Here is a 24811-nt window from a genome sequence, read left to right as displayed (position 1 = left end):
AAACGGGGCGCATGATGCGCCCCGTTCAGGTGGAAAGAAAGATCAGCCTTTGCCGACCGTCTTTTCCTTTTTCTCTGCGATTTCCTTGCAGTCGAAGCACAGGTCGGCGGTAGGGCGGGCCTCCAGGCGACGCAGGCCGATCTCGATGCCGCACGATTCGCACCAGCCGTACTCATCGGCCTTGATCTTCTCGAGGGTCTTGTCGATTTTCTTGATCAGCTTGCGTTCGCGATCGCGGTTGCGCAGCTCGAGGGCGAATTCTTCTTCCTGGCTGGCACGGTCGGCCGGGTCGGGGAAGTTGGCTGCTTCGTCCTTCATGTGATCCACAGTGCGGTCGACACTTTCCATCAAGTCTCGCTTCCAGGCGCCGAGAAGCTTGGTGAAGTGCTGTTTCATGGGCTCGCCCATGTACTCTTCACCCTTGGTTTCTACGTAGGGCTCGACACCGTACATGGTCTGGGCTTTTTGCTTTTCTACGGTGGACATGAATAGACCGCCTCTCACTCATCTGATCCAATGCGCAGGCTGCTCCATCTCCGGCACCCGCCGGCCCTGCGACTGCGAGCCGCCGAACTTACCAGATAGATCGGGGGTGCGCTACCCCGCCCGATCCTGGTAATTGACAGCGGCGCGAACCGCACGTTCGGTGGCGTGCAGAGGTAGAATCTCCAGTTTAGACCCAATTGAGAGAAGGTCATGGCCCACCCCTACAGCGCGCGCAGCCGCGCCATCGAACCCTTCCACGTCATGGCGCTGCTGGCTCGGGCCAACGAGCTGCAGGCGGCCGGGCACGATGTGATCCACCTGGAAATCGGCGAGCCGGACTTCACCACAGCCGCGCCCATCGTTGCCGCCGGTCAGGCCGCATTGGCCGCCGGGCACACCCGCTACACCGCCGCTCGCGGGCTGCCGGCGCTGCGCGAAGCCATTGCCGGTTTCTACGGCCAGCGTTATGGCCTGATTGTCGACCCTGAACGCATCCTCATCACCCCGGGTGGCTCCGGTGCGCTGCTGCTGGCCAGCAGCTTGCTGGTCGACCCAGGCAAGCACTGGCTGCTGGCCGACCCGGGCTACCCGTGCAACCGCCACTTCCTGCGCCTGGTCGAGGGCGGGGCGCAGCTGGTGCCGGTGGGCCCGGACGTGAATTATCAACTGACCGCCGGCCTTGTCGACCGCTACTGGGACAAGGACACGGTCGGTGCCCTGGTCGCCTCGCCGGCCAACCCGACCGGCACTGTGCTGGGGCGTGACGAGCTGGCCAGCCTGTCCCGCGCCACCCGCGAACGGCATGGCCACCTGGTGGTAGACGAGATTTACCACGGGCTGACCTATGGCATGGACGCACCCAGCGTGCTGGAAGTGGACGACTCGGCATTTGTCCTGAATAGTTTTTCCAAGTATTTCGGCATGACCGGTTGGCGCCTTGGCTGGCTGGTGGCGCCTCCTGGCGCGGTGGCCGACCTGGAAAAGCTGGCGCAAAACCTGTACATCAGTGCGCCAAGCATGGCCCAACATGCCGCGCTGGCGTGTTTCCAGCCCGAAACCCTGGCCATTTTCGAGGAGCGCCGCGCCGAGTTCGCCCGTCGCCGCGACTACCTGTTGCCCGCCCTGCGCGAGCTGGGCTTCCGCATTGCCGTCGAGCCGCAAGGGGCTTTCTACCTTTATGCCGACATCAGTGCCTTTGGCGGTGACGCGTTCGCCTTCTGCCGGCATTTCCTGGAAACGGAGCACCTGGCCTTCACCCCGGGCCTGGACTTCGGCCGACACCTGGCCGGCCACCACGTGCGCTTTGCCTACACCCAGAGCCTGCCACGCCTGGAAGAGGCGGTGCAGCGGATTGCCCGCGGCCTGCGGAGCTGGCAAGGCTGATGCAGTTCCATCCCCCACTCGAACAGGGCCGCCTGCTACGCCGCTACAAACGCTTTCTGGCGGATATCGAACTGCCCGGCGGCGAACAACTGACCATCCACTGCCCCAACACCGGCTCCATGCTCAACTGCATGCGTGAAGGCGGGCAGGTGTGGTTCAGCCGCTCCAACGACCCCAAGCGCAAGCTCCCGGGCACGTGGGAAATCAGCGAAACCCCGCAAGGGCGGCTGGCCTGTGTGAATACCGGGCGGGCCAACACACTGGTCGAAGAGGCTCTACATGCCGGCATCATCGTCGAACTTGCAGGATTCAGTGCTTTAAGGCGTGAAGTGGCCTACGGCGACGAAGGTAGCCGCATCGACTTTCGCCTGGAGTTCGATGGTGCCCCGGCCTATGTCGAGGTCAAGAGCGTGACGCTGGGCTACCCAGACAGCACGGTCGCGGCCTTCCCTGATGCAGTTACCCAGCGCGGTGCCAAGCACCTGCGCGAGCTGGCGAAGCTGGCCAGGCAAGGCGTGCGGGCGGTGCAGCTGTATTGCGTGAACCTGACCGGTATCGACGCGGTGCGCCCGGCCGAGGAAATCGATGCGGCCTATGCCCAAGCCCTGCGCGCAGCGGTGGCGGAGGGGGTGGAGGTGCTGGCCTACGGCACGCGCCTGGACGCCGCTGAAGGCATCGTCATCGACCGTCGCCTGCCGGTGCTGCTTACCCCTTGAACCAGATGCCCTGGCTGTCCTCGTGGCAGCCCAGGGCCTGCAGCTGCTCGCCCTCGCACGGCCCGGCCACGCATTCGCCGCTTTCGATCAGGAACAGCGCCCCATGATGGGCGCAGTGGATCAGGCTGGCGCCGTCATCGAGAAACGCATCTTCTGCCCAGTTCAGGGGGATGCCGCGGTGGGGGCAACGGTTGCGGTAGAGGTACACCTGGCCTTGGCGGCGTACGCCGAACAGTTCGACGCCGTCTACGCTGAAGGCGCGGCTTTGGCCTTCGAGCAGGCCGTGGGAGGTACAAAGGAAGTGCATGGCAAGGACGACTCGTGAAACAAGTGGTGGCTTGACGCTTCAATGCGAATAATTATCAAATGGCCCGCATTCGCTGCGCCCGGCTGCTTATGGTGCGCAGTTCCGTCGCCCGCCACAAGGCGCGCGGCCCGCCTGCAGAAGGAACCCGATGATGCGTCGTCCCGTCGCCTTGCTCGCCCTGTGCGCGAGCCTTGTGCTCCCCACCCAGGCCCTGGCGGCCGAGCTGCCGCAGCGTTGGGTCAGCGCTGGTGGTGCACTGAGCGAATGGATCAGTGCGCTGGGTGGTGAAGCGCGGTTGGTGGGGGTGGATACCACCAGCCAGCACCCACCATCGCTGAAGTCACTGCCCAGCGTCGGCTACCAGCGGCAGTTGTCTGCGGAAGGCATTCTCAGCCTGCGCCCGGATGTGCTGGTGGGCACCGAGGAGATGGGGCCGCCACCGGTACTGGCGCAAATCCGCAAGGCTGGGGTGCGGGTCGAACTGTTCTCCAGCAAGGCTGAACTGGCGGCGGTGGATGAAAACCTCGAGCGCCTGGGGCAGTTGCTGGGGGCAGAACATCAGGCCGCGGTCTTGGCGTCGGGTTACCACCAGCAGCTCGATGCCTTGCAGGCCGAGGTCAGGCAGGCCCAGGCCGGGCAGAAGGCGCCAGGAGTATTGCTGCTGCTCGGGCATGCCGGTGCCAAGCCGCTGATCGCGGGGCAGGGCACCGCCGGTGACTGGCTGCTGAACCAGGCGGGTGGGCGTAACCTGGCAGAACATCAGGGCTACAAGAATTTCTCCAGCGAAGCACTGGCGGCGCTGGACCCGGATGTGATCGTGTTTTCCGACCGGGCGCTGGCCGATGAGCGGGCCTTGCAGGCGTTGCTGAAAGAAAACCCCGCGCTGGCGGCTTCGCGCGCCGTGCGGGAGAAGCGTCTGGTATCGCTTGACCCGACGCTGCTGGTCGGCGGGCTCGGACCACGCCTGCCGGCAACACTGCAGTTGCTTGCGGCCACCTTCTATCCGGCTGCCAAGGCCAGCCTCGCCCAATGAAACAGCGGGTCCAGCCACGCACGCTGTTCGTTTGCCTGAGCCTGTCGTGCCTCCTGGCGGTGTGGTTGTCTTTGGCCCTGGGTCCGGTCAGCCTGCCGCTGTTCGATACCCTGCGTGCCGGCCTGCGCCTGCTGGGGCTGCCTATAGCTGCTGACGGCCTGCAGCAGGCCGAGATGATCCTCGGCCAGATCCGTCTGCCACGCACCTTGCTGGGGTTGGCGGTGGGCGCGGTGCTTGCGTTGTCCGGTGTAGCGATGCAGGGGCTGTTCCGTAACCCACTGGCCGACCCCGGCCTGGTAGGGGTTGCCGCCGGGGCGGCGGTGGGCGCGGCGGTGGCCATCGTTGGTGGCAGCTGGTTGGGCGGCATGCCGGATGTGCTTGCGCCTTACCTATTGTCGCTTTGTGCATTCATCGGCGGGCTGGGCGTGACTGCGCTGGTCTATCGTCTGGGCCGACGCGACGGCCAGACCAACGTCGCCACGATGCTGCTGGCAGGTGTGGCCATGACCGCGTTGGGCGGGGCTGTCGTGGGGCTGTTCTCCTACCTGGCCGACGACGCCACGCTGCGCACGCTGACCTTCTGGAACCTGGGCAGCCTCAATGGCGCCAGTTACCAGCGGCTGTGGCCGTTGCTGCTGGTGGCTGCGGGCGTGGCTGTGTGGCTGCCACGCCGGGCCAAGGCGTTGAATGCCATGCTGCTGGGTGAGTCGGAGGCACGCCACCTAGGCATTGACGTGGAGCGGCTCAAGCGCGAGCTGGTGTTCTGCACGGCGCTGGGCGTAGGTGCGGCGGTGGCGGCTGCCGGGTTGATCGGTTTCATCGGCCTGGTGGTACCGCACCTGGTGCGCCTGCTGGCCGGGCCTGATCACCGTGTGGTACTGCCAGCTTCCTTGTTGGCGGGCGGTGCGCTGATGCTGTTCGCCGATTTGGCGGCGCGGCTGCTGGTGGCGCCTGCCGAGCTGCCGATCGGCATCGTCACGGCCTTTATCGGTGCACCGTTCTTCCTGTTCCTGCTGATACGAGGGCGCAGCTGATGTTGCAAGCCGAGGGGCTGTACTTGCGGCGGGGCAGCAATGAAGTGCTGCATGACATTCATCTGCAGCTGGGCCCGGGGCAGGTGGTGGGCGTGCTCGGCCCCAACGGTGCGGGCAAGAGCAGCCTGCTGGATGTTCTGTGTGGTGAACTGGTGCCTGATCGCGGGCAGGTGACGCTAAAGGGCAGGCCGCTGGCCGACTGGGCGGGGCAGGAACGGGCCAGGCGCCTGGCGGTATTGCCGCAGGTGTCCAGCCTGGGGTTCTCGTTCCGGGTCGAGGAAGTGGTTGGCATGGGGCGCATGCCTCATGGCACCGGGCAGCGGCGCGATGCGGAAATCGTCGAGGCGGCCTTGCGGACGGCGGATGCCTGGCACCTGGTGGAGCGCAGTTACCTGGCGTTGTCTGGCGGCGAGCGGCAACGGGTGCACCTGGCTCGGGTGCTGGCGCAGTTGTGGCCGGGCGAGGCGGGTACCACGCTGCTGCTCGACGAGCCGACCTCGATGCTCGACCCATTGCACCAGCACACCACCCTGGAGGCCGTGCGCCGCTTTGCCGAGCGTGGCGCCGCGGTGCTGGTGATCCTGCATGACTTGAACCTGGCGGCGCGCTACTGTGACCGTATCCTGCTGCTGGAGCACGGGCGCTGCCATGCCTTTGCCGCACCGTCAGCAGTGCTGACGCCTGCGGCTTTGAAGGCGGTATACGGGATCGATGTGCTGGTACAGACGCACCCAGAGCGTGGGCATCCGCTGATCATCACACGCTAACGCTGGTGCGCTCCTACAAGTGCTGGTGCAGACCATGAATGGAGGTACTGCCCATGCGACATCCGCTGCTGTCCGTTTTCTCGCTGTGCCTGGTGCTGGTACTGGGTGGCTGCCAGGCCAACCTGCCACCGCTGCCCGCCTGGCAGAGCAGTGAGGGGCGCAGCCATGCCGAGCTGGGGCATATCGTCGATCTCGCCAATGGCCAGCTGATCAGCCCTGAGCAACTGGTGCAGCACCTGTCTGCCGCCCCCCGGGTGCTGGTCGGCGAGAAACACGACAACCCCGATCATCACGCACTGCAGTTGTGGCTGCTGCGCGCCCTGCAAGGCCAACGTGTGCAGGGCAGCCTGCTGCTGGAAATGCTGCAGCCCGAGCAGCAACCGCTGCTGGACAAGCTCGCGGGGCAACCTTTGCCGGCAGATTTGCCCAAGGCTCTGGCTTGGCAGGACGGCTGGGATTGGCAGATGTACGGGCCAATCGTGACTGAGGCTTTGCAGCAGCGGGTGCCTTTGCTGGCCGCCAACCTATCAACCGGCGAGATGCGCCAGGCTTATCGTCAGCCGGCTTCGTTACCTGGCGAACGCTCCAATGCGCCGGCGGTCAAGGCCGCCTTGCTGGAGCATGTACGTGCTGGGCATTGCGGGATGCTGCCAGAAAGCCAGTTGCCGGCAATGCTGGCTGTGCAGCAACAGCGCGACCGGCGCATGGCCGAGCGGTTGCTGGCTGCACCGCAGCCGGCAGTGCTGCTGGCCGGGGCTTATCACGTGCGCAAGGACTTGGGTGTGCCGTTGCACCTGGCTGACCTGCAAGCGCAGGGGGAGAGCAAGGTATTGCTTCTGGCAGAGGTCGGTGAGCAGGTCGAGGCAGGCGAGGCTGATTTTGTGTGGTACACAGCAGCGATGCCGGAGCAGGACTATTGCGCGCAACTGCGGTGACAAGGCTGCAAAAGGCAAAAAAAGACCCGGCAAATTGCCGGGTCAATAACCGTGATTAGCCTGATGAGGAGATAATCTGAGAGTCCGAACCAGGGGCTCTTAGCTTATCCAACCAGTCTCGCGACCAGTTGTGATAATCATAACGATTCTCATTTCGTCGTCAATCCTTTCCTGAGATTATTTCTGATTTTTTTGCGCAGGGCTTTTCGCATCCAGCTGTTGGTTGAGCGCCTCTTTGCGCTCCAGTGGCAAATCGTTCCAGTGCATGTCCAGCAGGGCGCCTTCAATGGCATACAACAGCACCTTCGATGCGCGGAACCCTCGTGTCTTCACGGCCTGGTACGCACCTACCGCGCCCAGGCGGCGCAGATCCGATGCACTGTGGATGCCGGCTGCATGCAGCCACTGCGCAGAGGTCTTGCCAAGGTTCTTCAGATGCTGCAATTCATCGTTCATCGAGCCTCCTTGCGATGGCTGAACGGGGATTGGGGGATAAATCGCGAGCAGGTCAGAGAGGAGTGTAGCGGGGGATGGGAAATGCGCGGCCTTTTGCCATAGGGGGCGACGAGATGTCCTGTGCCGGCCTCTTCGCGGGTAAACCCGCTTCCACAAGGTTCTCTGCAAGTCTCACGACTGACGCAGTACCTGTCTGTGGGGGTGGGTTTGCCCGCGAAGAGGCCGGCACAGGAAAACGCTGACCTTACAGCCCAGGCAAGCGCTGGCGAATCTGCTCGATCACCTGGTCCATGCTCCCTGCACTCTGGGTATCGACACGGGTGCTCTGCACCAGCTCTTGTGCACTCAGCGGCTCACGGCTGGCCTCCTGGGCTTTGACCACTTCCAGGGTGGCATCCGACGGGTCGGTGTTTTCTGCCTGGCGCTGCTCCAGCCAGCTGGCGATGACCGCATCCGGTGCATGGCAGTCGAGGATCAGGAATGGCACGCCGGTCTGGCTGGCGATGTCCGCCGCGGCCTGGCGTTGATCGCGCTTGAGGTAGGTGGCATCCAGCACCACCGGGAAGCCGGCTCGCAGCACGGTCGCCGCCACCTCGTGCAAGCGCTGGTAGGTCGCGACACTGGCGTCCTGGCCATAGATGCCGGTACTCAGCTGGCCAGCGTCAGCCTGCTGCTGTTCGCCGAACAGGCGTTTGCGCTCCACATCCGAACGCACGCGGACGGCTCCCAAGGCCTCGACCATGCGCATGGCGACGTGGCTTTTGCCCACTGCCGAAACACCGTGAGTAATGGCCAGCAGGCGCGACGGGATGGCGCTGTAGCTTTCCGCCAGGTTGGCATAGTTGCGGTAGGTGCGCAGGGTGGTGGCGCGCTGCACGCCATCGGCATCGGCTGGCATGCTGAACAGTGCAACCTTGGCCCGCACCAGCGCGCGGTAGGCTTTGTAGAAGTTGAGCAGTTCCAGGCCTTCGTAGTCGCCGGTCAGTTCCAGGTACTGGCTGATGAAGCGGCGGGCCAGGCATTTCAGGCCGCGGTCTTCCAGGTCCATGGCCAGGAAGCCGGTGTCGGCGTACACATCGGTCAGGCGGAACGGTTCGTTGAACTCGATGCAGTCGAAGATCACCACCTTGCCGTCGATCAGGGTGGCGTTGCCCAGGTGGATGTCACCGTGGCATTCACGGATGAAACCATTGGCCTTGCGCTTTTCCAGCAGGCCATGCAGGCGCTCGAAGCTGCTGCGTGCCCAGGCCTGCAGGGCGTCGAGTTGCTGCAGGTCGGCCTTGTCGCTGAGGAACGGGCGAATCTGCTCGAAGTTCTGTTCCACAGGCGCCATCACGCTGTCCGGCGTGCCGAGCGGGTGCTCCACCGGAACGCGTGGGGCCTGCAAGTGGAACTCGGCGATCTGCCGGGCCATCTGGTCGATGTGCGCGGCATTAAGTTCGCCATTGGCCTGCAGGGTGTTGAGCATCTGCCCCTGGGGGAACTGGCGCATCTTCAGCACGTACTCGATGGCTTCGCCTTCACCACCGATCTGCGGCGCGTCGACGCTACCGGTGATCGGCAACACTTCCAGGTACAGGCCGTCGGTCAGGCGCTGGTTCAGGCGCAATTCTTCGTTACAGAAATGCCGGCGCTGGTCCAGGCCGGTGAAGTCGAGGAAGCCGAAGTTCATCGGCTTCTTGATCTTGTAGGCATACTCGCCAGTGAGCAGGACCCAGGAGATATGCGTCTCGATGAGCTGGAACCCATCCACGGGGTGAGGGTACAGGGCGGGGTTCTGCAACGCAGTGATAAGGGCTTGGCTCACGGGAAATCCTTCCGGGGGCAGGGAATTCGAATGCGCCATTATGGTCAATGGTGCCGTCCCTGCCTACCGCCGGGGGCGTCTGCCCAGCCTTTATAAAGTGCGTATAATCCGCCGCCATGACCCGAACCCGAAATCCCCGTACCCCTCAGAAACGCCCGACCGGCCGCTCCCGCGCCTGGCTGGGCTGGGCTTTGAAGCTCAGCCTGGTCGGCCTGGTGATCGTCGCCGGCTTCGCGGTTTACCTCGATGCCGTTGTCCAGGAAAAGTTTTCCGGCAAGCGCTGGACCATCCCGGCCAAGGTGTATGCCCGGCCGCTGGAGCTGTTCACCGGCCAGAAGCTGAGCAAGAACGACTTCCTCACCGAGCTGGACGCCCTCGGCTACCGGCGTGAAAGCGCGGCCAACGGCCCGGGCGCGGCGGCAGTCAACGGCAATACCGTCGAGCTCAATACCCGTGGCTTCCAGTTCTACGAGGGCATGGAGCCGGCGCAGTTCGTGCGTGTGCGCTTCTCTGGCGATTATGTGGCGGGCCTTTCCGGCGCCAACGGCAAGACGCTCGATGTAGTGCGCCTGGAGCCGCTGATGATCGGCGGTATCTACCCGAAAAACCTCGAAGACCGCATCCTGATCAAGATCGACCAGGTGCCGCCGTACCTGCTCGAAACCCTGGTGGCGACGGAAGACCGTGATTTCTACAGCCACTTCGGGGTGTCGCCCAAGTCCATCGCCCGAGCCATGTGGGTCAATACCTCGGCAGGTTCCATGCGCCAGGGTGGCAGCACGCTGACCCAGCAGTTGGTGAAGAACTTCTACCTCACCAGCGAGCGCAGCCTCAGCCGCAAGCTGACCGAGGCGATGATGGCCGTATTGCTGGAACTGCACTACGACAAGCGCGAGATCCTCGAGGCCTACCTCAACGAGGTGTTCGTCGGCCAGGATGGTCAGCGTGCGGTGCACGGCTTCGGCCTCGCCAGCCAGTTCTTCTTCAGCCAACCGCTGTCGGAGCTGAAATTGCACCAGATCGCTCTGCTGGTGGGCATGGTCAAGGGGCCCTCCTACTACAACCCGCGTCGCTATCCGGACCGCGCCCTGGCCCGCCGCAACCTGGTGCTCGACCTGGTGGCCGAGCAGGGCGTGGCCAGCCAGGCAGAAGTCGATGCAGCGAAGAAGATGCCGCTGGGCGTGACCAAGCGCGGCAGCCTGGCAGACAGCTCGTTCCCGGCCTTCCTTGACCTGGTCAAGCGTCAGCTGCGCCAGGACTACCGCGATGAAGACTTGACCGAAGAAGGCCTGCGCATCTTCACCAGCTTCGACCCGATCCTGCAGATGAAGGCCGAAACCTCGATGAGCGAGACCTTCAAGCGCCTCGCGGGGCGCAAGGGGGCGGACGAGGTTGAGTCGGCGATGGTCGTGACCAATCCGGAAACCGGTGAGGTGCAGGCGCTGATCGGCAGCCGCCAGGCCGGCTTCGCCGGCTTCAACCGCGCCATTGATGCCGTGCGGCCGATCGGTTCGCTGGTCAAGCCGGCGGTGTACCTGACCGCGCTGGAACAACCGACCAAGTACACCTTGACCAGTTGGGTGCAGGACGAGCCGTTCTCGGTCAAAGGTGCCGACGGCCAGGTCTGGCGCCCGCAGAACTACGATCGTCGCCCGCATGGCACCATCTACCTGTACCAGGGGCTGGCCAACTCCTACAACCTGTCGACTGCCAAGATCGGCCTGGAAGTGGGTGTGCCTAACGTGATCAAGACCATTGGCCGGCTGGGTGTGAATGTCGACTGGCCAGCCTTCCCGGCCATGCTGCTGGGTGCCGGTGGCATGTCGCCAATGCAGGTCGCAACCATGTACCAGACCATCGCCAACGGCGGCTTCAACACCCCGATGCGCGGTATCCGCAGCGTGCTCACCGCCGAGGGCGAGCCGCTCAAGCGCTACCCGTTCCAGATCCAGCAAACCTTCGACCCGGGGGCCATCTACCTGGTGCAGAACGCCATGCAGCGGGTGATGCGCGAAGGTACCGGCCGCTCGGTGTACAACACTTTGCCGCGCAATCTCACCCTGGCGGGCAAGACCGGTACCAGTAACGATTCACGCGATAGCTGGTTCTCCGGCTTCAGCCAGGACCTGCTGGCCGTTGTATGGATGGGGCGTGACGATAACGGCAAGACGCCATTCACCGGTGCCACCGGTGCCTTGCAGGTGTGGACCAGCTTCATGAAGAAGGCCGACCCGCTGCCGCTGGACATGCCGCAACCGGACAACGTGGTGCAGGCCTGGATCGACCCGTACAGTGGCCACGGGTCTGATGGCAGCTGTCCGGGAGCGGTGCAGATGCCGTATATTCGCGGCAGTGAACCACCCGCCGGCGCGACCTGTGGCGGCGAGCAGGATCCAGTTGAATCGGTCATGGACTGGGTCAAGGGCTGGATGAATTAAGCACAGGCTGCATTGATGAGGTGTGACGTGAACAAGTGGCTGTTTCCTGCCGTGACGGCGCTGGCGGTGCTCCAGGGGTGCGCCAGCGTCCCGCGTGGCAATATTCCGGTGGTCGACTCGAGCACCCGCGTGTCCAACAGCGAACGCGTGACGGCCAACCGCTCTGCGGGTGGCTATAGCGCGGGCACCGCACAGGCGCAAACGCTGCCTGAAGACTCCGGCGTCACCGTGATGATCCCGCAGGGCGCTGGCGCCTCGGGCATTCAGACATTCCCGGCGGCCAATGGCGCAGCGCCGATCAGCACCTCCCCGATCACTCCGGGGCCGATCACCACAGGGCCTGTCACTTCGGCACCGATGACCACCAACCCCAACCCGATCGCCGACGAACCTTTCGATATCGCGGCGATGAACAGTGCGCCGCAAACCACCAGCGCACCAACTGGTATACCGCGTAGCAGCGCAGCTGCAGGTGGCTTGTCGGCCGACGAGCAGCTGGACGGCCCGGTGCTGGCGCTGCTGACCACCGCGAAAACCCAGCAGGGCAGTGGTGACTTCAACGGTGCCGCCTCGAGCCTGGAGCGTGCCCAGCGCATTGCCCCGCGCGAGCCGCAGGTGCTTTACCGCCTGGCCCAGGTGCGTCTTTCGCAAGGCGATGCACCGCAGGCCGAGCAGTTGGCACGTCGTGCCCTGACTTACGCCAACGGCCGCCCGAGCCTTCAGGCCGAGCTGTGGAACACCATTGCCCAGGCCCGCGAAAAGCAGGGTGACAGCGCTGGTGCAGCACTGGCCCGGCAAAAGGCACGGGTCAATTCGTGATGATCGAGCAGCGCATTCTGGATGTTGCCGACCACCTGCTGTTGATCGAGCGTGAGCTGCAAGTGCAAGGCTGGTGGGATGACGAGCCGCCAAGCGACGAGGCACTGGCCAGTACGGTGCCTTTTGCAGTCGACACCCTCAGTTTCGAGCAGTGGTTGCAATGGATCTTCCTGCCGCGCATGAAGATCATCATCGAGCTGGGCCACCCGCTGCCCAATGCATCAGGCATCCTTGTAATGGCCGAAACCGTGTTTACCGACCGGCCAGAACAAAGTCGTGAGCTACGGCGCCTGTTGGCAGCATTTGACCAATTGATTGCTCCTTCCGCCTGATTTCTTCAGTTTTTCCTCCAAGGGCCGCAGATTGTGGCCCTTTTTTGTGGAAATCTTATTTATTCTGCTGCTGAAGCGATTTTTAGTGGTGGCAGGAATTCATCTTGGGGAAAAATTGGCAATAATTTTTCTTGACTTGTTGGCGCCGAATCAGAAGAATCCAATCTCCGCTGTAGAGGGACTGCCAGAAGCAGACCCGCTAAGCAGATCATGAGGCGCACACCCGCGCCGACCTGTTACACCCCGCAACGCGTTACCTCGCGCTGGGTGGGAAAACCCCGCAACACTCTGGGGTGCTCCCAATACTTGCTCAGTCAGTGCTGACGTTCGCTCATGCTCTGCTTGGCAGTAAACCTATTAAGACCCGTCCAGTGAGGGCGGTATTCTGGCGTTTTAGAGGTGAACAACGTGGAGCTTTTATCTGGCGCTGAGATGGTCGTCCGCTTCTTGCGTGACGAAGGCGTTAAGCACATCTACGGGTACCCTGGTGGTGCTCTCCTGCATGTTTACGACGCGCTGTTCAAGGAACCGGAAGTCGAGCACATCCTGGTTCGTCATGAGCAGGCAGCTACCCATATGGCGGACGGCTACGCCCGCGCCACCGGCAAGGCCGGCGTGGTGCTGGTGACCTCCGGCCCGGGCGCGACCAATGCCATTACCGGTATTGCCACCGCCTACATGGATTCGATCCCGATGGTCATCCTGTCCGGCCAGGTGCCTAGCACCATGGTGGGCACCGATGCCTTCCAGGAAACCGACATGATCGGTATTTCGCGGCCGATCGTGAAGCACAGCTTCATGATCAAACATGCCAGCGAAATCCCCGAAGTTCTGAAAAAAGCATTCTACCTGGCGCAATCCGGTCGCCCAGGTCCGGTCGTGGTCGACATTCCAAAAGATATGACCAACCCGGCCGAGAAGTTCGAATACGTCTACCCGAAAAAGGTCAAGCTGCGCTCCTACAGCCCGGCGGTACGTGGCCACTCCGGCCAGATCCGCAAGGCTGCCGAGATGCTGCTGGCGGCCAAGCGCCCGATCGTCTACTCCGGTGGCGGCGTGATCCTCGGTGGTGGCTCCGAAGCCCTGACCGAAATCGCCAAGTCGCTGAACCTGCCGGTCACCAATACCCTGATGGGGCTGGGGGGCTTCCCGGGTACCGACCGCCAGTTCCTCGGCATGCTCGGCATGCACGGCAGCTTCACTGCCAACATGGCCATGCACCATGCCGACGTCATCTTCGCCGTCGGTGCCCGTTTTGACGATCGCGTGGTCAACGGCCCGGCCAAGTTCTGCCCGAACGCCAAGATCATCCATATCGACATCGACCCGGCGTCGATCTCCAAGATGATCAAGGCCGACGTGCCGATCGTCGGGCCTGTCGACAGCGTGCTCAGCGAAATGCTTGGCATCCTCAAGGAAATCGGCGAGCAGCCTGACAAGGTGGCGCTGGATGCCTGGTGGAAGCAGATCGACGAATGGCGTGGCAATGGCGAGCTGTTCCCTTACGACAAGGGTGACGGCAATGTCATCAAGCCGCAGAAAGTCATCGAGACCCTGTGCGAAGTGACCAATGGCGATGCCTTCGTCACCTCCGACGTGGGCCAGCACCAGATGTTCGCGGCGCAGTACTACCGCTTCAACAAGCCGAACCGCTGGATCAACTCCGGTGGCCTGGGCACCATGGGCTTCGGCTTCCCGGCGGCGATGGGCGTCAAGCTCAACTTCCCGGACCAGGACGTGGCCTGTGTGACCGGCGAAGGCAGCATCCAGATGAACATCCAGGAGCTGTCCACCTGCATGCAGTACGGCCTGCCGGTGAAGATCGTCAACCTGAACAACGGTGTGTTGGGCATGGTCCGCCAGTGGCAGGACATGGCCTACAACGGTCGTCACTCGCACTCGTACGTCGAGTCGCTGCCTGACTTCATCAAGCTGGCCGAGGCCTATGGCCATGTGGGTATCCGCATCACCAGCCTGAAGGACCTCAAGCCGAAGCTGGAGGAAGCGTTTGCGATGAAGGACCGCCTGGTGTTCATCGACATCGCGGTTGACCGCAGTGAGCACGTCTATCCGATGCAGATCAAGGATGGCTCGATGCGTGACATGTGGCTGAGCAAGACGGAGCGTACCTGATATGCGGCACATCATTTCCCTGCTGCTGGAAAACGAACCAGGTGCGTTGTCCCGCGTGGTCGGCCTGTTCTCCCAGCGTAACTACAACATTGAAAGCCTGACCGTGGCGCCGACCGAAGACCCGACCCTGTCGCGTCTGACGCTGACCACTGTTGGCCATGACGAAGTGATCGAACAGATCACCAAGAACCTGAACAAGCTGGTCGAAGTGGTCAAGCTCGTCGACCTGTCGGAAAGCGCTCACATCGAGCGTGAACTGATGCTGGTCAAGGTCAAGGCCACCGGTGCCCAGCGCGCCGAGATCAAGCGCACCACGGATATCTTCCGTGGCCAGATCGTCGATGTGACTGCCAGCGTGTACACCGTGCAGCTGAGCGGCACCAGCGACAAACTGGACAGCTTCATCCAGGCGATCGGCACTGCATCGATTCTCGAAACCGTGCGCAGCGGCGTTACCGGCATTGCCCGTGGCGACAAAGTGCTCAGCATCTAAATTCAAGAAAATTAGCGATGGCTCCGCAGGGGCCGAGATATAACCAGGGGTATTTTCATGAAAGTTTTCTACGATAAAGACTGCGACCTTTCCATCATCCAGGGTAAGAAAGTCGCCATCATCGGTTACGGTTCCCAGGGCCACGCTCAGGCGTGCAACCTGAAGGACTCCGGTGTAGATGTCACCATCGGTCTGCGTAAAGGTTCGGCCACCGTTGCCAAGGCAGAAGCCCATGGCCTGAAAGTGACCGACGTTGCCTCTGCCGTCGCTGCTGCCGACCTGGTCATGATCCTGACCCCGGACGAGTTCCAAGGCCAACTGTACAAGCAGGAAATCGAGCCGAACATCAAGAAGGGCGCTACCCTGGCCTTCTCCCACGGTTTCTCGATCCACTACAACCAGGTTGTTCCACGTGCCGACCTCGACGTGATCATGATCGCGCCGAAGGCCCCGGGCCACACCGTTCGCTCCGAGTTCGTCAAGGGCGGCGGTATCCCTGACCTGATCGCCATTTACCAGGATGCCTCCGGCAACGCCAAGAATGTTGCCCTGTCGTACGCTTCGGGCGTAGGCGGCGGCCGTACCGGCATCATCGAAACCACCTTCAAGGACGAGACCGAAACCGACCTGTTCGGTGAGCAGGCTGTTCTGTGCGGCGGTACCGTAGAGCTGGTCAAGGCCGGTTTCGAAACCCTGGTCGAAGCTGGCTACGCGCCGGAAATGGCCTACTTCGAGTGCCTGCACGAACTGAAGCTGATCGTTGACCTCATGTACGAAGGCGGCATCGCCAACATGAACTACTCGATCTCCAACAACGCCGAGTACGGTGAGTATGTAACCGGTCCGGAAGTCATCAACGAAGAATCCCGCAAGGCCATGCGCAACGCCCTGAAGCGCATCCAGGACGGCGAGTACGCGAAGATGTTCATCTCCGAAGGTGCTACCAACTATCCATCGATGACTGCCAAGCGTCGCAACAACGCCGCTCACGGCATCGAAATCATCGGTGAGCAACTGCGCTCGATGATGCCGTGGATCTCGGCTAACAAAATCGTCGACAAGACCAAGAACTAAGTCTTGTCGAAAGATGAAAAACGCGGCTTCGGCCGCGTTTTTTCGTTCTGACAGTCCGCTTCTGGTATAAAGCAGACCAGTGGCCTGCCGTCAGAACCTGTTTTGCAGGCCCGTGTCGAACATTTTCCATCCTGTTGCAAGGTACCCTCCATGAGCGAACGTCCCGAAGAGCCGAACAAGCCCTCCGACGCCGAAAGCCTGCTACCTGTCGATGAGCACGTTGAAGAAGGGCATGACGCCGAAGGGCGCAAGGTGCGCCATCGTGGCATCTACCTGCTGCCCAACCTGTTTACCACCGCCAACCTGTTTGCCGGTTTCTATTCCATCATCAGCTCGATGAGCGCACAGAGCGCACTGAGCGCCGGTGACCCGCGCGAGGCGAGCAAGTACTTTGCCTTCGCTGCCATCGCCATCTTCGTGGCCATGGTGCTCGACGGCCTCGATGGTCGTGTCGCACGCATGACCAACACCCAGAGCGCCTTTGGTGCTGAGTACGACTCGCTGTCAGACATGGTCGCCTTCGGTGTGGCTCCGGCCTTGCTGGCCTTTGGCTGGGCGCTGGGCGACATGGGCAAGGTCGGCTGGATGGTCGCCTTCATCTATGTGGCCGGTGCAGCACTGCGTCTGGCACGCTTCAATACCCAGGTCGGCACCGCTGACAAGCGCTACTTCATCGGCCTGGCCAGCCCAGCTGCCGCGGGCGTGGTCGCGGGTACCGTGTGGGCGTTCAGTGACTACGGCATCCAGGGCTCCAAGCTGTCGTTCCTGGTGGCGCTGCTGGTGGCTGCTGCCGGCATGCTGATGGTCAGCAACATCAAGTACAACAGCTTCAAGGAGCTGGACCTCAAGGGTCGTGTGCCGTTCGTGGCTATCCTGGCCGTGGTGCTTGTGTTTGCCGTGGTGTTCAGCGACCCGCCGCGTATCCTGCTGCTGATCTTCCTCGCCTATGCGGCTTCGGGGCCGATCCAGTTCCTGCTCAAGGCACGCCGTCGCAAAGCGTGACAATCATTTAATGCAGGAATAACCCGCCGGCTCCATAGTCTTACTGGTACATCCGTTATCCAGTGCTGTGGAGCCGCTCATGCTCATCAAGCTTTCCAGGTCTTCCGAGTGCAAGGCATCGGAGATCACCCCCGAAGGCATCTACCTCTCCCGTCGTACCCTGCTGGGTGGCTCGTTGGCCGGCCTGGCGCTGGGCGCCTTGCCGAGCATGGCGCGCGCAGCTGAAACCAGCCGTTACGCCGATGTCGAAGCTGGCAGGGCGCCTGGCTGGTTCAGTGAAAAACTCGCGGCCACCCGATGGCAGGCAGTAACGGTCCAGGGTGAGACAATCACGCCGTTCAAGGATGCCACCCACTACAACAACTTCTACGAGTTCGGGCCCGACAAGGGCGACCCGGCGGCCAAGGGCGATAGCCTGAAAACCGAACCGTGGAGCGTTGTGGTCGATGGCGAGGTGGGTAAGCCCGGGCGCTATGCACTGGAAGACTTCGTCAAACCGTACCAGCTAGAGGAGCGCATCTACCGGCTGCGTTGCGTGGAGGCGTGGTCGATGGTCATTCCGTGGCTGGGCTTCCCGTTGGCGCAGTTGCTCAAGCAGGTAGAGCCGACGTCCAAGGCGCGCTATGTGCGCTTCGAAACCCTGAAAGACCCGGAGCACATGCCGGGGCAGCGTTCGGGGTTCGCCCTGATCGACTGGCCTTATAGGGAAGGCTTGCGTCTGGATGAGGCGATGCATCCTTTGGCGATCCTGGCGGTTGGCATGTATGGCCGGGAGCTGCCCAACCAGAATGGCGCGCCGTTGCGGCTGGTGGTGCCGTGGAAGTATGGTTTCAAGAGCATCAAGTCGATCGTGCGTATCAGCCTGGTGACGGAGCAACCCGGCACCACCTGGGAAGGGCTGGCGCCGGATGAATATGGGTTCTATGCCAATGTGAACCCGACGGTCGACCACCCCCGTTGGAGTCAGGCGCGTGAGCGGCGGCTGCCCAGCGGGCTGTTCAGTCCCAATGTGCGAGAAACCCAGATGTTCAATGGCTATGCCGATGAAGTGGCGTCGCTGTATACCGGGCTTGATCTGCGGAAGAACTATTGATGCGTTACCCCTGGTTTCGCCTGGCCATCTTCATCGTGGGGTGCCTGTTCCCGGCCTGGTGGTTGTATGAGGCGGCGATGAATCTGCTAGGGCCTGATCCTGGAAAGATCATGATGGACCGGCTTGGGCTCGGGGCGCTGACCTTCCTGCTGGTTACCTTGGGCATGACGCCGCTGCAGAAGCTGACGGGATGGTCGGGTTGGATCGTGGTGCGCCGGCAACTGGGGTTGTGGGTGTTCGCCTATATCGTGCTGCACATCCTGGCTTACCTGTTCTTTATCCTTGGGCTGGACTGGGGGCAGTTGGCGGTGGAGTTGCGCAAGCGGCCTTACATTATTGTGGGGGCGCTTGGGTTTCTTGGGTTGCTGGCCCTGGCCGTTACCTCGAATCGGTATAGCCAGCGGCGGTTGGGGGCGCGTTGGAAGAAGCTACATCGGTTGGTGTACGTGATACTTGGGTTGGGGTTGCTGCATTTCTTGTGGATCGTGCGCTCGGATCTGCGGGAGTGGGCGATCTATGCGGGTATTGGGGCTGTGTTGATGGTGTTGCGGGTTCCTGCTGTTGCGCGGGTGCTGCCCAGAATTGGCCGGAGATAGGGGAGGGGGCAAGGGCCTGTGCGGCGCTCGATCTCACAGGCGCAGAAGGTGTTGTGGCGAGCACCTGGTAGCCTTGATAAGGTCTTCGCCTGGAACATTTCAAATAAATGAAATTAAAGGTTGACGCCCTCTCGGATCCCCTTATAATGCGCCCCACTTCCAGCGACATCGGAACGACAAACTTCTTGAAATTCAATAAGTTAGGTTGTTCGGAAAGAGCTGAAAGGGCTACGATCAAAAGGTCGCCAGCGGTTGAGATGATGGTTGACAGCGCTTCTAAACGCTGTATGATTCGCCTCCCGCTACGAGAGATCGCAGCGAGTCAAGTATTTGAAGCTAAACGAGTTTCTCGCAAAAAACTTCAAAATAAACGCTTGACAGCAAATGAGGAAAGCGTAGAATGCGCGCCTCGGTTGAGACCAAACGCTCTTAACCAAACGCTCTTTAACAAATCGAATCAAGCAATTCGTGTGGGTGCTTGTGAGTACGGACGGATAGTCACAAAGATTATCAGCATCACAAGTGGCCATGCGAGAAATCACATAGTCATTTGAGATTGCTGAGCCAAGTTTAGGGTTTCTTAAAAACCCAAGCAGTATTGAACTGAAGAGTTTGATCATGGCTCAGATTGAACGCTGGCGGCAGGCCTAACACATGCAAGTCGAGCGGATGACGGGAGCTTGCTCCTTGATTCAGCGGCGGACGGGTGAGTAATGCCTAGGAATCTGCCTGGTAGTGGGGGACAACGTTTCGAAAGGAACGCTAATACCGCATACGTCCTACGGGAGAAAGCAGGGGACCTTCGGGCCTTGCGCTATCAGATGAGCCTAGGTCGGATTAGCTAGTTGGTGGGGTAATGGCTCACCAAGGCGACGATCCGTAACTGGTCTGAGAGGATGATCAGTCACACTGGAACTGAGACACGGTCCAGACTCCTACGGGAGGCAGCAGTGGGGAATATTGGACAATGGGCGAAAGCCTGATCCAGCCATGCCGCGTGTGTGAAGAAGGTCTTCGGATTGTAAAGCACTTTAAGTTGGGAGGAAGGGCAGTAAGCTAATACCTTGCTGTTTTGACGTTACCGACAGAATAAGCACCGGCTAACTCTGTGCCAGCAGCCGCGGTAATACAGAGGGTGCAAGCGTTAATCGGAATTACTGGGCGTAAAGCGCGCGTAGGTGGTTCGTTAAGTTGGATGTGAAAGCCCCGGGCTCAACCTGGGAACTGCATCCAAAACTGGCGAGCTAGAGTACGGTAGAGGGTGGTGGAATTTCCTGTGTAGCGGTGAAATGCGTAGATATAGGAAGGAACACCAGTGGCGAAGGCGACCACCTGGACTGATACTGACACTGAGGTGCGAAAGCGTGGGGAGCAAACAGGATTAGATACCCTGGTAGTCCACGCCGTAAACGATGTCAACTAGCCGTTGGAATCCTTGAGATTTTAGTGGCGCAGCTAACGCATTAAGTTGACCGCCTGGGGAGTACGGCCGCAAGGTTAAAACTCAAATGAATTGACGGGGGCCCGCACAAGCGGTGGAGCATGTGGTTTAATTCGAAGCAACGCGAAGAACCTTACCAGGCCTTGACATGCAGAGAACTTTCCAGAGATGGATTGGTGCCTTCGGGAGCTCTGACACAGGTGCTGCATGGCTGTCGTCAGCTCGTGTCGTGAGATGTTGGGTTAAGTCCCGTAACGAGCGCAACCCTTGTCCTTAGTTACCAGCACGTTATGGTGGGCACTCTAAGGAGACTGCCGGTGACAAACCGGAGGAAGGTGGGGATGACGTCAAGTCATCATGGCCCTTACGGCCTGGGCTACACACGTGCTACAATGGTCGGTACAGAGGGTTGCCAAGCCGCGAGGTGGAGCTAATCTCACAAAACCGATCGTAGTCCGGATCGCAGTCTGCAACTCGACTGCGTGAAGTCGGAATCGCTAGTAATCGCGAATCAGAATGTCGCGGTGAATACGTTCCCGGGCCTTGTACACACCGCCCGTCACACCATGGGAGTGGGTTGCACCAGAAGTAGCTAGTCTAACCTTCGGGAGGACGGTTACCACGGTGTGATTCATGACTGGGGTGAAGTCGTAACAAGGTAGCCGTAGGGGAACCTGCGGCTGGATCACCTCCTTAATCGACGACATCAGCCTGCTGATGAGCTCCCACACGAATTGCTTGATTCATTGTAAAAGACGATGCTGTAACGCGACCCTGTTATAGGTCTGTAGCTCAGTTGGTTAGAGCGCACCCCTGATAAGGGTGAGGTCGGCAGTTCAAATCTGCCCAGACCTACCATTACATGGTTCAGCCGTAGAATACGGGGCCATAGCTCAGCTGGGAGAGCGCCTGCCTTGCACGCAGGAGGTCAGCGGTTCGATCCCGCTTGGCTCCACCACTTTTGCTGTACTGCTTGATCAAACTCAGAAATGAACATTCGCTTCGAATGTTGATTTCTGGCTTTTGTCAGATCGTTCTTTAAAAATTCGGATATGTGATAGATATAGACTGATGACCAGTTTCACTGCTGGTTAATCAGGCTAAGGTAAAATTTGTGAGTTCTGCTCGAAAGAGCAAAATGCGAATTTTCGGCGAATGTCGTCTTCACAGTATAACCAGATTGCTTGGGGTTATATGGTCAAGTGAAGAAGCGCATACGGTGGATGCCTTGGCAGTCAGAGGCGATGAAAGACGTGGTAGCCTGCGATAAGCTTTGGGGAGTCGGCAAACAGACTGTGATCCAGAGATCTCTGAATGGGGGAACCCACTCAGCACAAGCTGAGTATCTTGTACTGAATACATAGGTGCAAGAGGCGAACCAGGGGAACTGAAACATCTAAGTACCCTGAGGAAAAGAAATCAACCGAGATTCCCTTAGTAGTGGCGAGCGAACGGGGACCAGCCCTTAAGTTGATTTGAGATTAGTGGAACGCTCTGGAAAGTGCGGCCATAGTGGGTGATAGCCCCGTACACGAAAATCTCTTGTCAATGAAATCGAGTAGGACGGAGCACGAGAAACTTTGTCTGAATATGGGGGGACCATCCTCCAAGGCTAAATACTACTGACTGACCGATAGTGAACCAGTACCGTGAGGGAAAGGCGAAAAGAACCCCGGAGAGGGGAGTGAAATAGAACCTGAAACCGTATGCGTACAAGCAGTGGGAGCCTACTTGTTAGGTGACTGCGTACCTTTTGTATAATGGGTCAGCGACTTATATTCAGTGGCGAGCTTAACCGAATAGGGGAGGCGTAGCGAAAGCGAGTCTTAATAGGGCGTTTAGTCGCTGGGTATAGACCCGAAACCGGGCGATCTATCCATGGGCAGGTTGAAGGTTAGGTAACACTGACTGGAGGACCGAACCGACTACCGTTGAAAAGTTAGCGGATGACCTGTGGATCGGAGTGAAAGGCTAATCAAGCTCGGAGATAGCTGGTTCTCCTCGAAAGCTATTTAGGTAGCGCCTCATGTATCACTCCAGGGGGTAGAGCACTGTTTCGGCTAGGGGGTCATCCCGACTTACCAAACCGATGCAAACTCCGAATACCTGGAAGTGCCGAGCATGGGAGACACACGGCGGGTGCTAACGTCCGTCGTGAAAAGGGAAACAACCCAGACCGTCAGCTAAGGTCCCAAAGTCATGGTTAAGTGGGAAACGATGTGGGAAGGCTTAGACAGCTAGGAGGTTGGCTTAGAAGCAGCCACCCTTTAAAGAAAGCGTAATAGCTCACTAGTCGAGTCGGCCTGCGCGGAAGATGTAACGGGGCTCAAACCATGCACCGAAGCTACGGGTGTCATCTTTGATGACGCGGTAGAGGAGCGTTCTGTAAGCCTGTGAAGGTGAGTTGAGAAGCTTGCTGGAGGTATCAGAAGTGCGAATGCTGACATGAGTAACGACAATGCGAGTGAAAAACTCGCACGCCGAAAGACCAAGGTTTCCTGCGCAACGTTAATCGACGCAGGGTTAGTCGGTCCCTAAGGCGAGGCTGAAAAGCGTAGTCGATGGAAAACAGGTTAATATTCCTGTACTTCCAGTTATTGCGATGGAGGGACGGAGAAGGTTAGGCCAGCCTGGCGTTGGTTGTCCAGGTTTAAGGTGGTAGGCTGAAATCTTAGGCAAATCCGGGATTTCAAGGCCGAGAGCTGATGACGAGTTGCCTTTAGGCGACGAAGTGGTTGATACCATGCTTCCAAGAAAAGCTCCTAAGCTTCAGATAACTGGGAACCGTACCCCAAACCGACACAGGTGGTTAGGTAGAGAATACCAAGGCGCTTGAGAGAACTCGGGTGAAGGAACTAGGCAAAATGGCACCGTAACTTCGGGAGAAGGTGCGCCGGCGAGGGTGAAGGACTTGCTCCGTAAGCCCATGCCGGTCGAAGATACCAGGCCGCTGCGACTGTTTATTAAAAACACAGCACTCTGCAAACACGAAAGTGGACGTATAGGGTGTGACGCCTGCCCGGTGCCGGAAGGTTAATTGATGGGGTTAGCGCAAGCGAAGCTCTTGATCGAAGCCCCGGTAAACGGCGGCCGTAACTATAACGGTCCTAAGGTAGCGAAATTCCTTGTCGGGTAAGTTCCGACCTGCACGAATGGCGTAACGATGGCGGCGCTGTCTCCACCCGAGACTCAGTGAAATTGAAATCGCTGTGAAGATGCAGTGTATCCGCGGCTAGACGGAAAGACCCCGTGAACCTTTACTATAGCTTTGCACTGGACTTTGAATTTGCTTGTGTAGGATAGGTGGGAGGCTTTGAAGTGGGGACGCCAGTTCTCATGGAGCCATCCTTGAAATACCACCCTGGCAACTTTGAGGTTCTAACTCAGGTCCGTTATCCGGATCGAGGACAGTGTATGGTGGGTAGTTTGACTGGGGCGGTCTCCTCCCAAAGAGTAACGGAGGAGTACGAAGGTGCGCTCAGACCGGTCGGAAATCGGTCGTAGAGTATAAAGGCAAAAGCGCGCTTGACTGCGAGACAAACACGTCGAGCAGGTACGAAAGTAGGTCTTAGTGATCCGGTGGTTCTGTATGGAAGGGCCATCGCTCAACGGATAAAAGGTACTCCGGGGATAACAGGCTGATACCGCCCAAGAGTTCATATCGACGGCGGTGTTTGGCACCTCGATGTCGGCTCATCACATCCTGGGGCTGAAGCCGGTCCCAAGGGTATGGCTGTTCGCCATTTAAAGTGGTACGCGAGCTGGGTTTAGAACGTCGTGAGACAGTTCGGTCCCTATCTGCCGTGGACGTTTGAGATTTGAGAGGGGCTGCTCCTAGTACGAGAGGACCGGAGTGGACGAACCTCTGGTGTTCCGGTTGTCACGCCAGTGGCATTGCCGGGTAGCTATGTTCGGAAGAGATAACCGCTGAAAGCATCTAAGCGGGAAACTTGCCTCAAGATGAGATCTCACTGGGATCTTGAATCCCCTGAAGGGCCGTCGAAGACTACGACGTTGATAGGTTGGGTGTGTAAGCGCTGTGAGGCGTTGAGCTAACCAATACTAATTGCCCGTGAGGCTTGACCATATAACACCCAAGCAATTTGCTAGCGCAGATTGCGGTGGTGAAGACGAAAGAACCGAAAGTTCGCAACATCACAAATATCGCATATCCGAATTCGCTGGGCTGTCCATCTGGACATTCTGGCAACAGAATTTCTTGACGACCATAGAGCATTGGAACCACCTGATCCCATCCCGAACTCAGTAGTGAAACGATGCATCGCCGATGGTAGTGTGGGGTTTCCCCATGTGAGAGTAGGTCATCGTCAAGATTCATTTCGCAAAACCCCTATCTGCACATGCAGGTAGGGGTTTTGTCTTTCTGGCTACAAATCCCAGGCCTGCATACCCCCCCCCTCTGTGGGAGCGGGTTCACCCGCGAACACCGGCAAAGCCGGTGCCAT

Annotated in this window: 19 protein-coding genes, 2 tRNA genes and 3 rRNA genes; 20 read left to right on the top strand and 4 right to left on the bottom strand. The window is 59.9% G+C overall.

All coding sequences use genetic code 11. The features are described from left to right. Positions 1-42: 42 nt before the first annotated feature. Positions 43-486: an RNA polymerase-binding protein DksA gene (gene dksA / locus V3314_RS00120; RefSeq protein WP_046613112.1), complete on the bottom strand. Its 444-nt coding sequence runs from the start codon at positions 484-486 to the stop codon at positions 43-45. Positions 487-696: 210 nt separating this feature from the next. Here dksA and V3314_RS00115 point away from each other — a divergent pair, with 210 nt between their 5' ends. Together V3314_RS00115 and sfsA are read left to right on the top strand one after the other, a co-directional pair. Beyond that, positions 697-1869, top strand: coding sequence for a pyridoxal phosphate-dependent aminotransferase (locus V3314_RS00115; RefSeq protein ID WP_046613111.1), 1173 nt, complete (start codon positions 697-699; stop codon positions 1867-1869). Then, entirely contained in the window at positions 1869-2585 is a 717-nt protein-coding gene (gene sfsA / locus V3314_RS00110; protein WP_046613110.1) for a DNA/RNA nuclease SfsA, read from the top strand. Before V3314_RS00115 ends, sfsA begins: the two co-directional genes overlap by 1 nt. Here the strand turns inward: sfsA and V3314_RS00105 are convergent. Beyond that, on the bottom strand, positions 2575-2892 hold the full coding sequence (locus V3314_RS00105) for a Rieske (2Fe-2S) protein (RefSeq protein WP_046613109.1): 318 nt from the start codon (positions 2890-2892) through the stop codon (positions 2575-2577). The genes sfsA and V3314_RS00105 overlap by 11 nt on opposite strands. Before the next feature lie 148 nt (positions 2893-3040). Here V3314_RS00105 and V3314_RS00100 point away from each other — a divergent pair, with 148 nt between their 5' ends. Genes V3314_RS00100 through V3314_RS00085 form a run of 4 tightly spaced genes read left to right on the top strand, consistent with a single transcriptional unit; the run spans position 3041 to position 6661 of the window. Beyond that, complete coding sequence (locus tag V3314_RS00100) at positions 3041-3925, top strand: ABC transporter substrate-binding protein (protein WP_046613108.1); 885 nt, start codon at positions 3041-3043, stop codon at positions 3923-3925. Beyond that, complete coding sequence (locus V3314_RS00095; RefSeq protein ID WP_338459809.1) at positions 3922-4959, top strand: iron ABC transporter permease; 1038 nt, start codon at positions 3922-3924, stop codon at positions 4957-4959. The genes V3314_RS00100 and V3314_RS00095 overlap by 4 nt, the downstream gene beginning before the upstream one ends. Continuing rightward, complete coding sequence (locus V3314_RS00090; RefSeq protein ID WP_085599560.1) at positions 4959-5726, top strand: heme ABC transporter ATP-binding protein; 768 nt, start codon at positions 4959-4961, stop codon at positions 5724-5726. Before V3314_RS00095 ends, V3314_RS00090 begins: the two co-directional genes overlap by 1 nt. Positions 5727-5779: 53 nt before the next feature. Further along, the gene (locus V3314_RS00085; RefSeq protein ID WP_338459808.1) at positions 5780-6661 is read left to right on the top strand and encodes a ChaN family lipoprotein; all 882 of its coding nucleotides are present in this window, start codon (positions 5780-5782) and stop codon (positions 6659-6661) included. A 177-nt stretch (positions 6662-6838) separates the two neighbouring features. Here the strand turns inward: V3314_RS00085 and V3314_RS00080 are convergent, their stop codons facing one another. Then, on the bottom strand, positions 6839-7117 hold the full coding sequence (locus V3314_RS00080; RefSeq protein WP_013974260.1) for a TfoX/Sxy family protein: 279 nt from the start codon (positions 7115-7117) through the stop codon (positions 6839-6841). 244 nt (positions 7118-7361) lie between these two features. Next, a complete protein-coding gene (locus tag V3314_RS00075) occupies positions 7362-8924 on the bottom strand; it encodes a bifunctional aminoglycoside phosphotransferase/ATP-binding protein (protein ID WP_046613104.1) in 1563 nt (520 codons plus the stop codon). 116 nt (positions 8925-9040) lie between these two features. Between V3314_RS00075 and mrcB the strand changes: the two genes are divergently transcribed. From mrcB to rrf, 14 genes are all read left to right on the top strand, one after another. Continuing rightward, a complete protein-coding gene (mrcB, locus tag V3314_RS00070; RefSeq protein WP_023661650.1) occupies positions 9041-11362 on the top strand; it encodes a penicillin-binding protein 1B in 2322 nt (773 codons plus the stop codon). Between the two features lie 15 nt (positions 11363-11377). Next, positions 11378-12181, top strand: a complete 804-nt coding sequence (locus V3314_RS00065; RefSeq protein WP_046613103.1) for a tetratricopeptide repeat protein — start codon at positions 11378-11380, stop codon at positions 12179-12181. Further along, entirely contained in the window at positions 12181-12513 is a 333-nt protein-coding gene (locus V3314_RS00060) for a YqcC family protein (protein WP_031324603.1), read from the top strand. The genes V3314_RS00065 and V3314_RS00060 overlap by 1 nt, the downstream gene beginning before the upstream one ends. Positions 12514-12921: 408 nt before the next feature. Continuing rightward, a complete protein-coding gene (locus V3314_RS00055) occupies positions 12922-14646 on the top strand; it encodes an acetolactate synthase 3 large subunit (protein ID WP_046613717.1) in 1725 nt (574 codons plus the stop codon). A 1-nt stretch (position 14647) separates the two neighbouring features. Then, complete coding sequence (gene ilvN / locus V3314_RS00050) at positions 14648-15139, top strand: acetolactate synthase small subunit (RefSeq protein ID WP_003250040.1); 492 nt, start codon at positions 14648-14650, stop codon at positions 15137-15139. 57 nt (positions 15140-15196) lie between these two features. Then, positions 15197-16213: a ketol-acid reductoisomerase gene (gene ilvC, locus V3314_RS00045; protein WP_013974255.1), complete on the top strand. Its 1017-nt coding sequence runs from the start codon at positions 15197-15199 to the stop codon at positions 16211-16213. A gap of 150 nt (positions 16214-16363) precedes the next feature. Continuing rightward, a complete protein-coding gene (gene pssA / locus V3314_RS00040; protein WP_003250045.1) occupies positions 16364-17215 on the top strand; it encodes a CDP-diacylglycerol--serine O-phosphatidyltransferase in 852 nt (283 codons plus the stop codon). Between the two features lie 79 nt (positions 17216-17294). Further along, complete coding sequence (gene msrP, locus V3314_RS00035; RefSeq protein WP_046613102.1) at positions 17295-18308, top strand: protein-methionine-sulfoxide reductase catalytic subunit MsrP; 1014 nt, start codon at positions 17295-17297, stop codon at positions 18306-18308. Continuing rightward, complete coding sequence (msrQ, locus tag V3314_RS00030) at positions 18308-18904, top strand: protein-methionine-sulfoxide reductase heme-binding subunit MsrQ (protein WP_046613101.1); 597 nt, start codon at positions 18308-18310, stop codon at positions 18902-18904. Before msrP ends, msrQ begins: the two co-directional genes overlap by 1 nt. A 600-nt stretch (positions 18905-19504) precedes the next feature. Beyond that, positions 19505-21041, top strand: a 16S ribosomal RNA gene (locus tag V3314_RS00025). 85 nt (positions 21042-21126) lie between these two features. Beyond that, positions 21127-21203, top strand: a tRNA-Ile gene (locus tag V3314_RS00020). Between the two features lie 24 nt (positions 21204-21227). Further along, a tRNA-Ala gene (locus V3314_RS00015) sits at positions 21228-21303 on the top strand. Positions 21304-21541: 238 nt separating this feature from the next. Continuing rightward, positions 21542-24432 (top strand): 23S ribosomal RNA (locus tag V3314_RS00010). 131 nt (positions 24433-24563) lie between these two features. Beyond that, positions 24564-24679: ribosomal RNA gene (gene rrf, locus V3314_RS00005) — 5S ribosomal RNA — on the top strand. Together the 16S, 23S and 5S rRNA genes with 2 tRNA genes alongside form the textbook arrangement of a ribosomal RNA operon. The last annotated feature ends 132 nt before the right edge of the window (positions 24680-24811 follow it).

It is taken from the genome of Pseudomonas sp. TE3-3-F2023, assembly GCF_036784815.1.
Classification (GTDB): domain Bacteria; phylum Pseudomonadota; class Gammaproteobacteria; order Pseudomonadales; family Pseudomonadaceae; genus Aquipseudomonas; species Aquipseudomonas pudica.
Note: the sequence above shows the minus strand (reverse complement) of the source record. Positions and strands in the feature narration are given on the sequence as shown.

Bases quoted from the DNA above. Each gene is read 5' to 3' on its own strand.
- dksA (WP_046613112.1), bottom strand. From the start codon at position 486: ATGTCCACCGTAGAAAAGCAAAAAGCCCAGACCATGTACGGTGTCGAG.
- V3314_RS00115 (WP_046613111.1), top strand. From the start codon at position 697: ATGGCCCACCCCTACAGCGCGCGCAGCCGCGCCATCGAACCCTTCCAC.
- sfsA (WP_046613110.1), top strand. From the start codon at position 1,869: ATGCAGTTCCATCCCCCACTCGAACAGGGCCGCCTGCTACGCCGCTAC.
- V3314_RS00105 (WP_046613109.1), bottom strand. From the start codon at position 2,892: ATGCACTTCCTTTGTACCTCCCACGGCCTGCTCGAAGGCCAAAGCCGC.
- V3314_RS00100 (WP_046613108.1), top strand. From the start codon at position 3,041: ATGATGCGTCGTCCCGTCGCCTTGCTCGCCCTGTGCGCGAGCCTTGTG.
- V3314_RS00095 (WP_338459809.1), top strand. From the start codon at position 3,922: ATGAAACAGCGGGTCCAGCCACGCACGCTGTTCGTTTGCCTGAGCCTG.
- V3314_RS00090 (WP_085599560.1), top strand. From the start codon at position 4,959: ATGTTGCAAGCCGAGGGGCTGTACTTGCGGCGGGGCAGCAATGAAGTG.
- V3314_RS00085 (WP_338459808.1), top strand. From the start codon at position 5,780: ATGCGACATCCGCTGCTGTCCGTTTTCTCGCTGTGCCTGGTGCTGGTA.
- V3314_RS00080 (WP_013974260.1), bottom strand. From the start codon at position 7,117: ATGAACGATGAATTGCAGCATCTGAAGAACCTTGGCAAGACCTCTGCG.
- mrcB (WP_023661650.1), top strand. From the start codon at position 9,041: ATGACCCGAACCCGAAATCCCCGTACCCCTCAGAAACGCCCGACCGGC.
- V3314_RS00065 (WP_046613103.1), top strand. From the start codon at position 11,378: ATGAGGTGTGACGTGAACAAGTGGCTGTTTCCTGCCGTGACGGCGCTG.
- V3314_RS00060 (WP_031324603.1), top strand. From the start codon at position 12,181: ATGATCGAGCAGCGCATTCTGGATGTTGCCGACCACCTGCTGTTGATC.
- ilvN (WP_003250040.1), top strand. From the start codon at position 14,648: ATGCGGCACATCATTTCCCTGCTGCTGGAAAACGAACCAGGTGCGTTG.
- ilvC (WP_013974255.1), top strand. From the start codon at position 15,197: ATGAAAGTTTTCTACGATAAAGACTGCGACCTTTCCATCATCCAGGGT.
- pssA (WP_003250045.1), top strand. From the start codon at position 16,364: ATGAGCGAACGTCCCGAAGAGCCGAACAAGCCCTCCGACGCCGAAAGC.
- msrP (WP_046613102.1), top strand. From the start codon at position 17,295: ATGCTCATCAAGCTTTCCAGGTCTTCCGAGTGCAAGGCATCGGAGATC.
- msrQ (WP_046613101.1), top strand. From the start codon at position 18,308: ATGCGTTACCCCTGGTTTCGCCTGGCCATCTTCATCGTGGGGTGCCTG.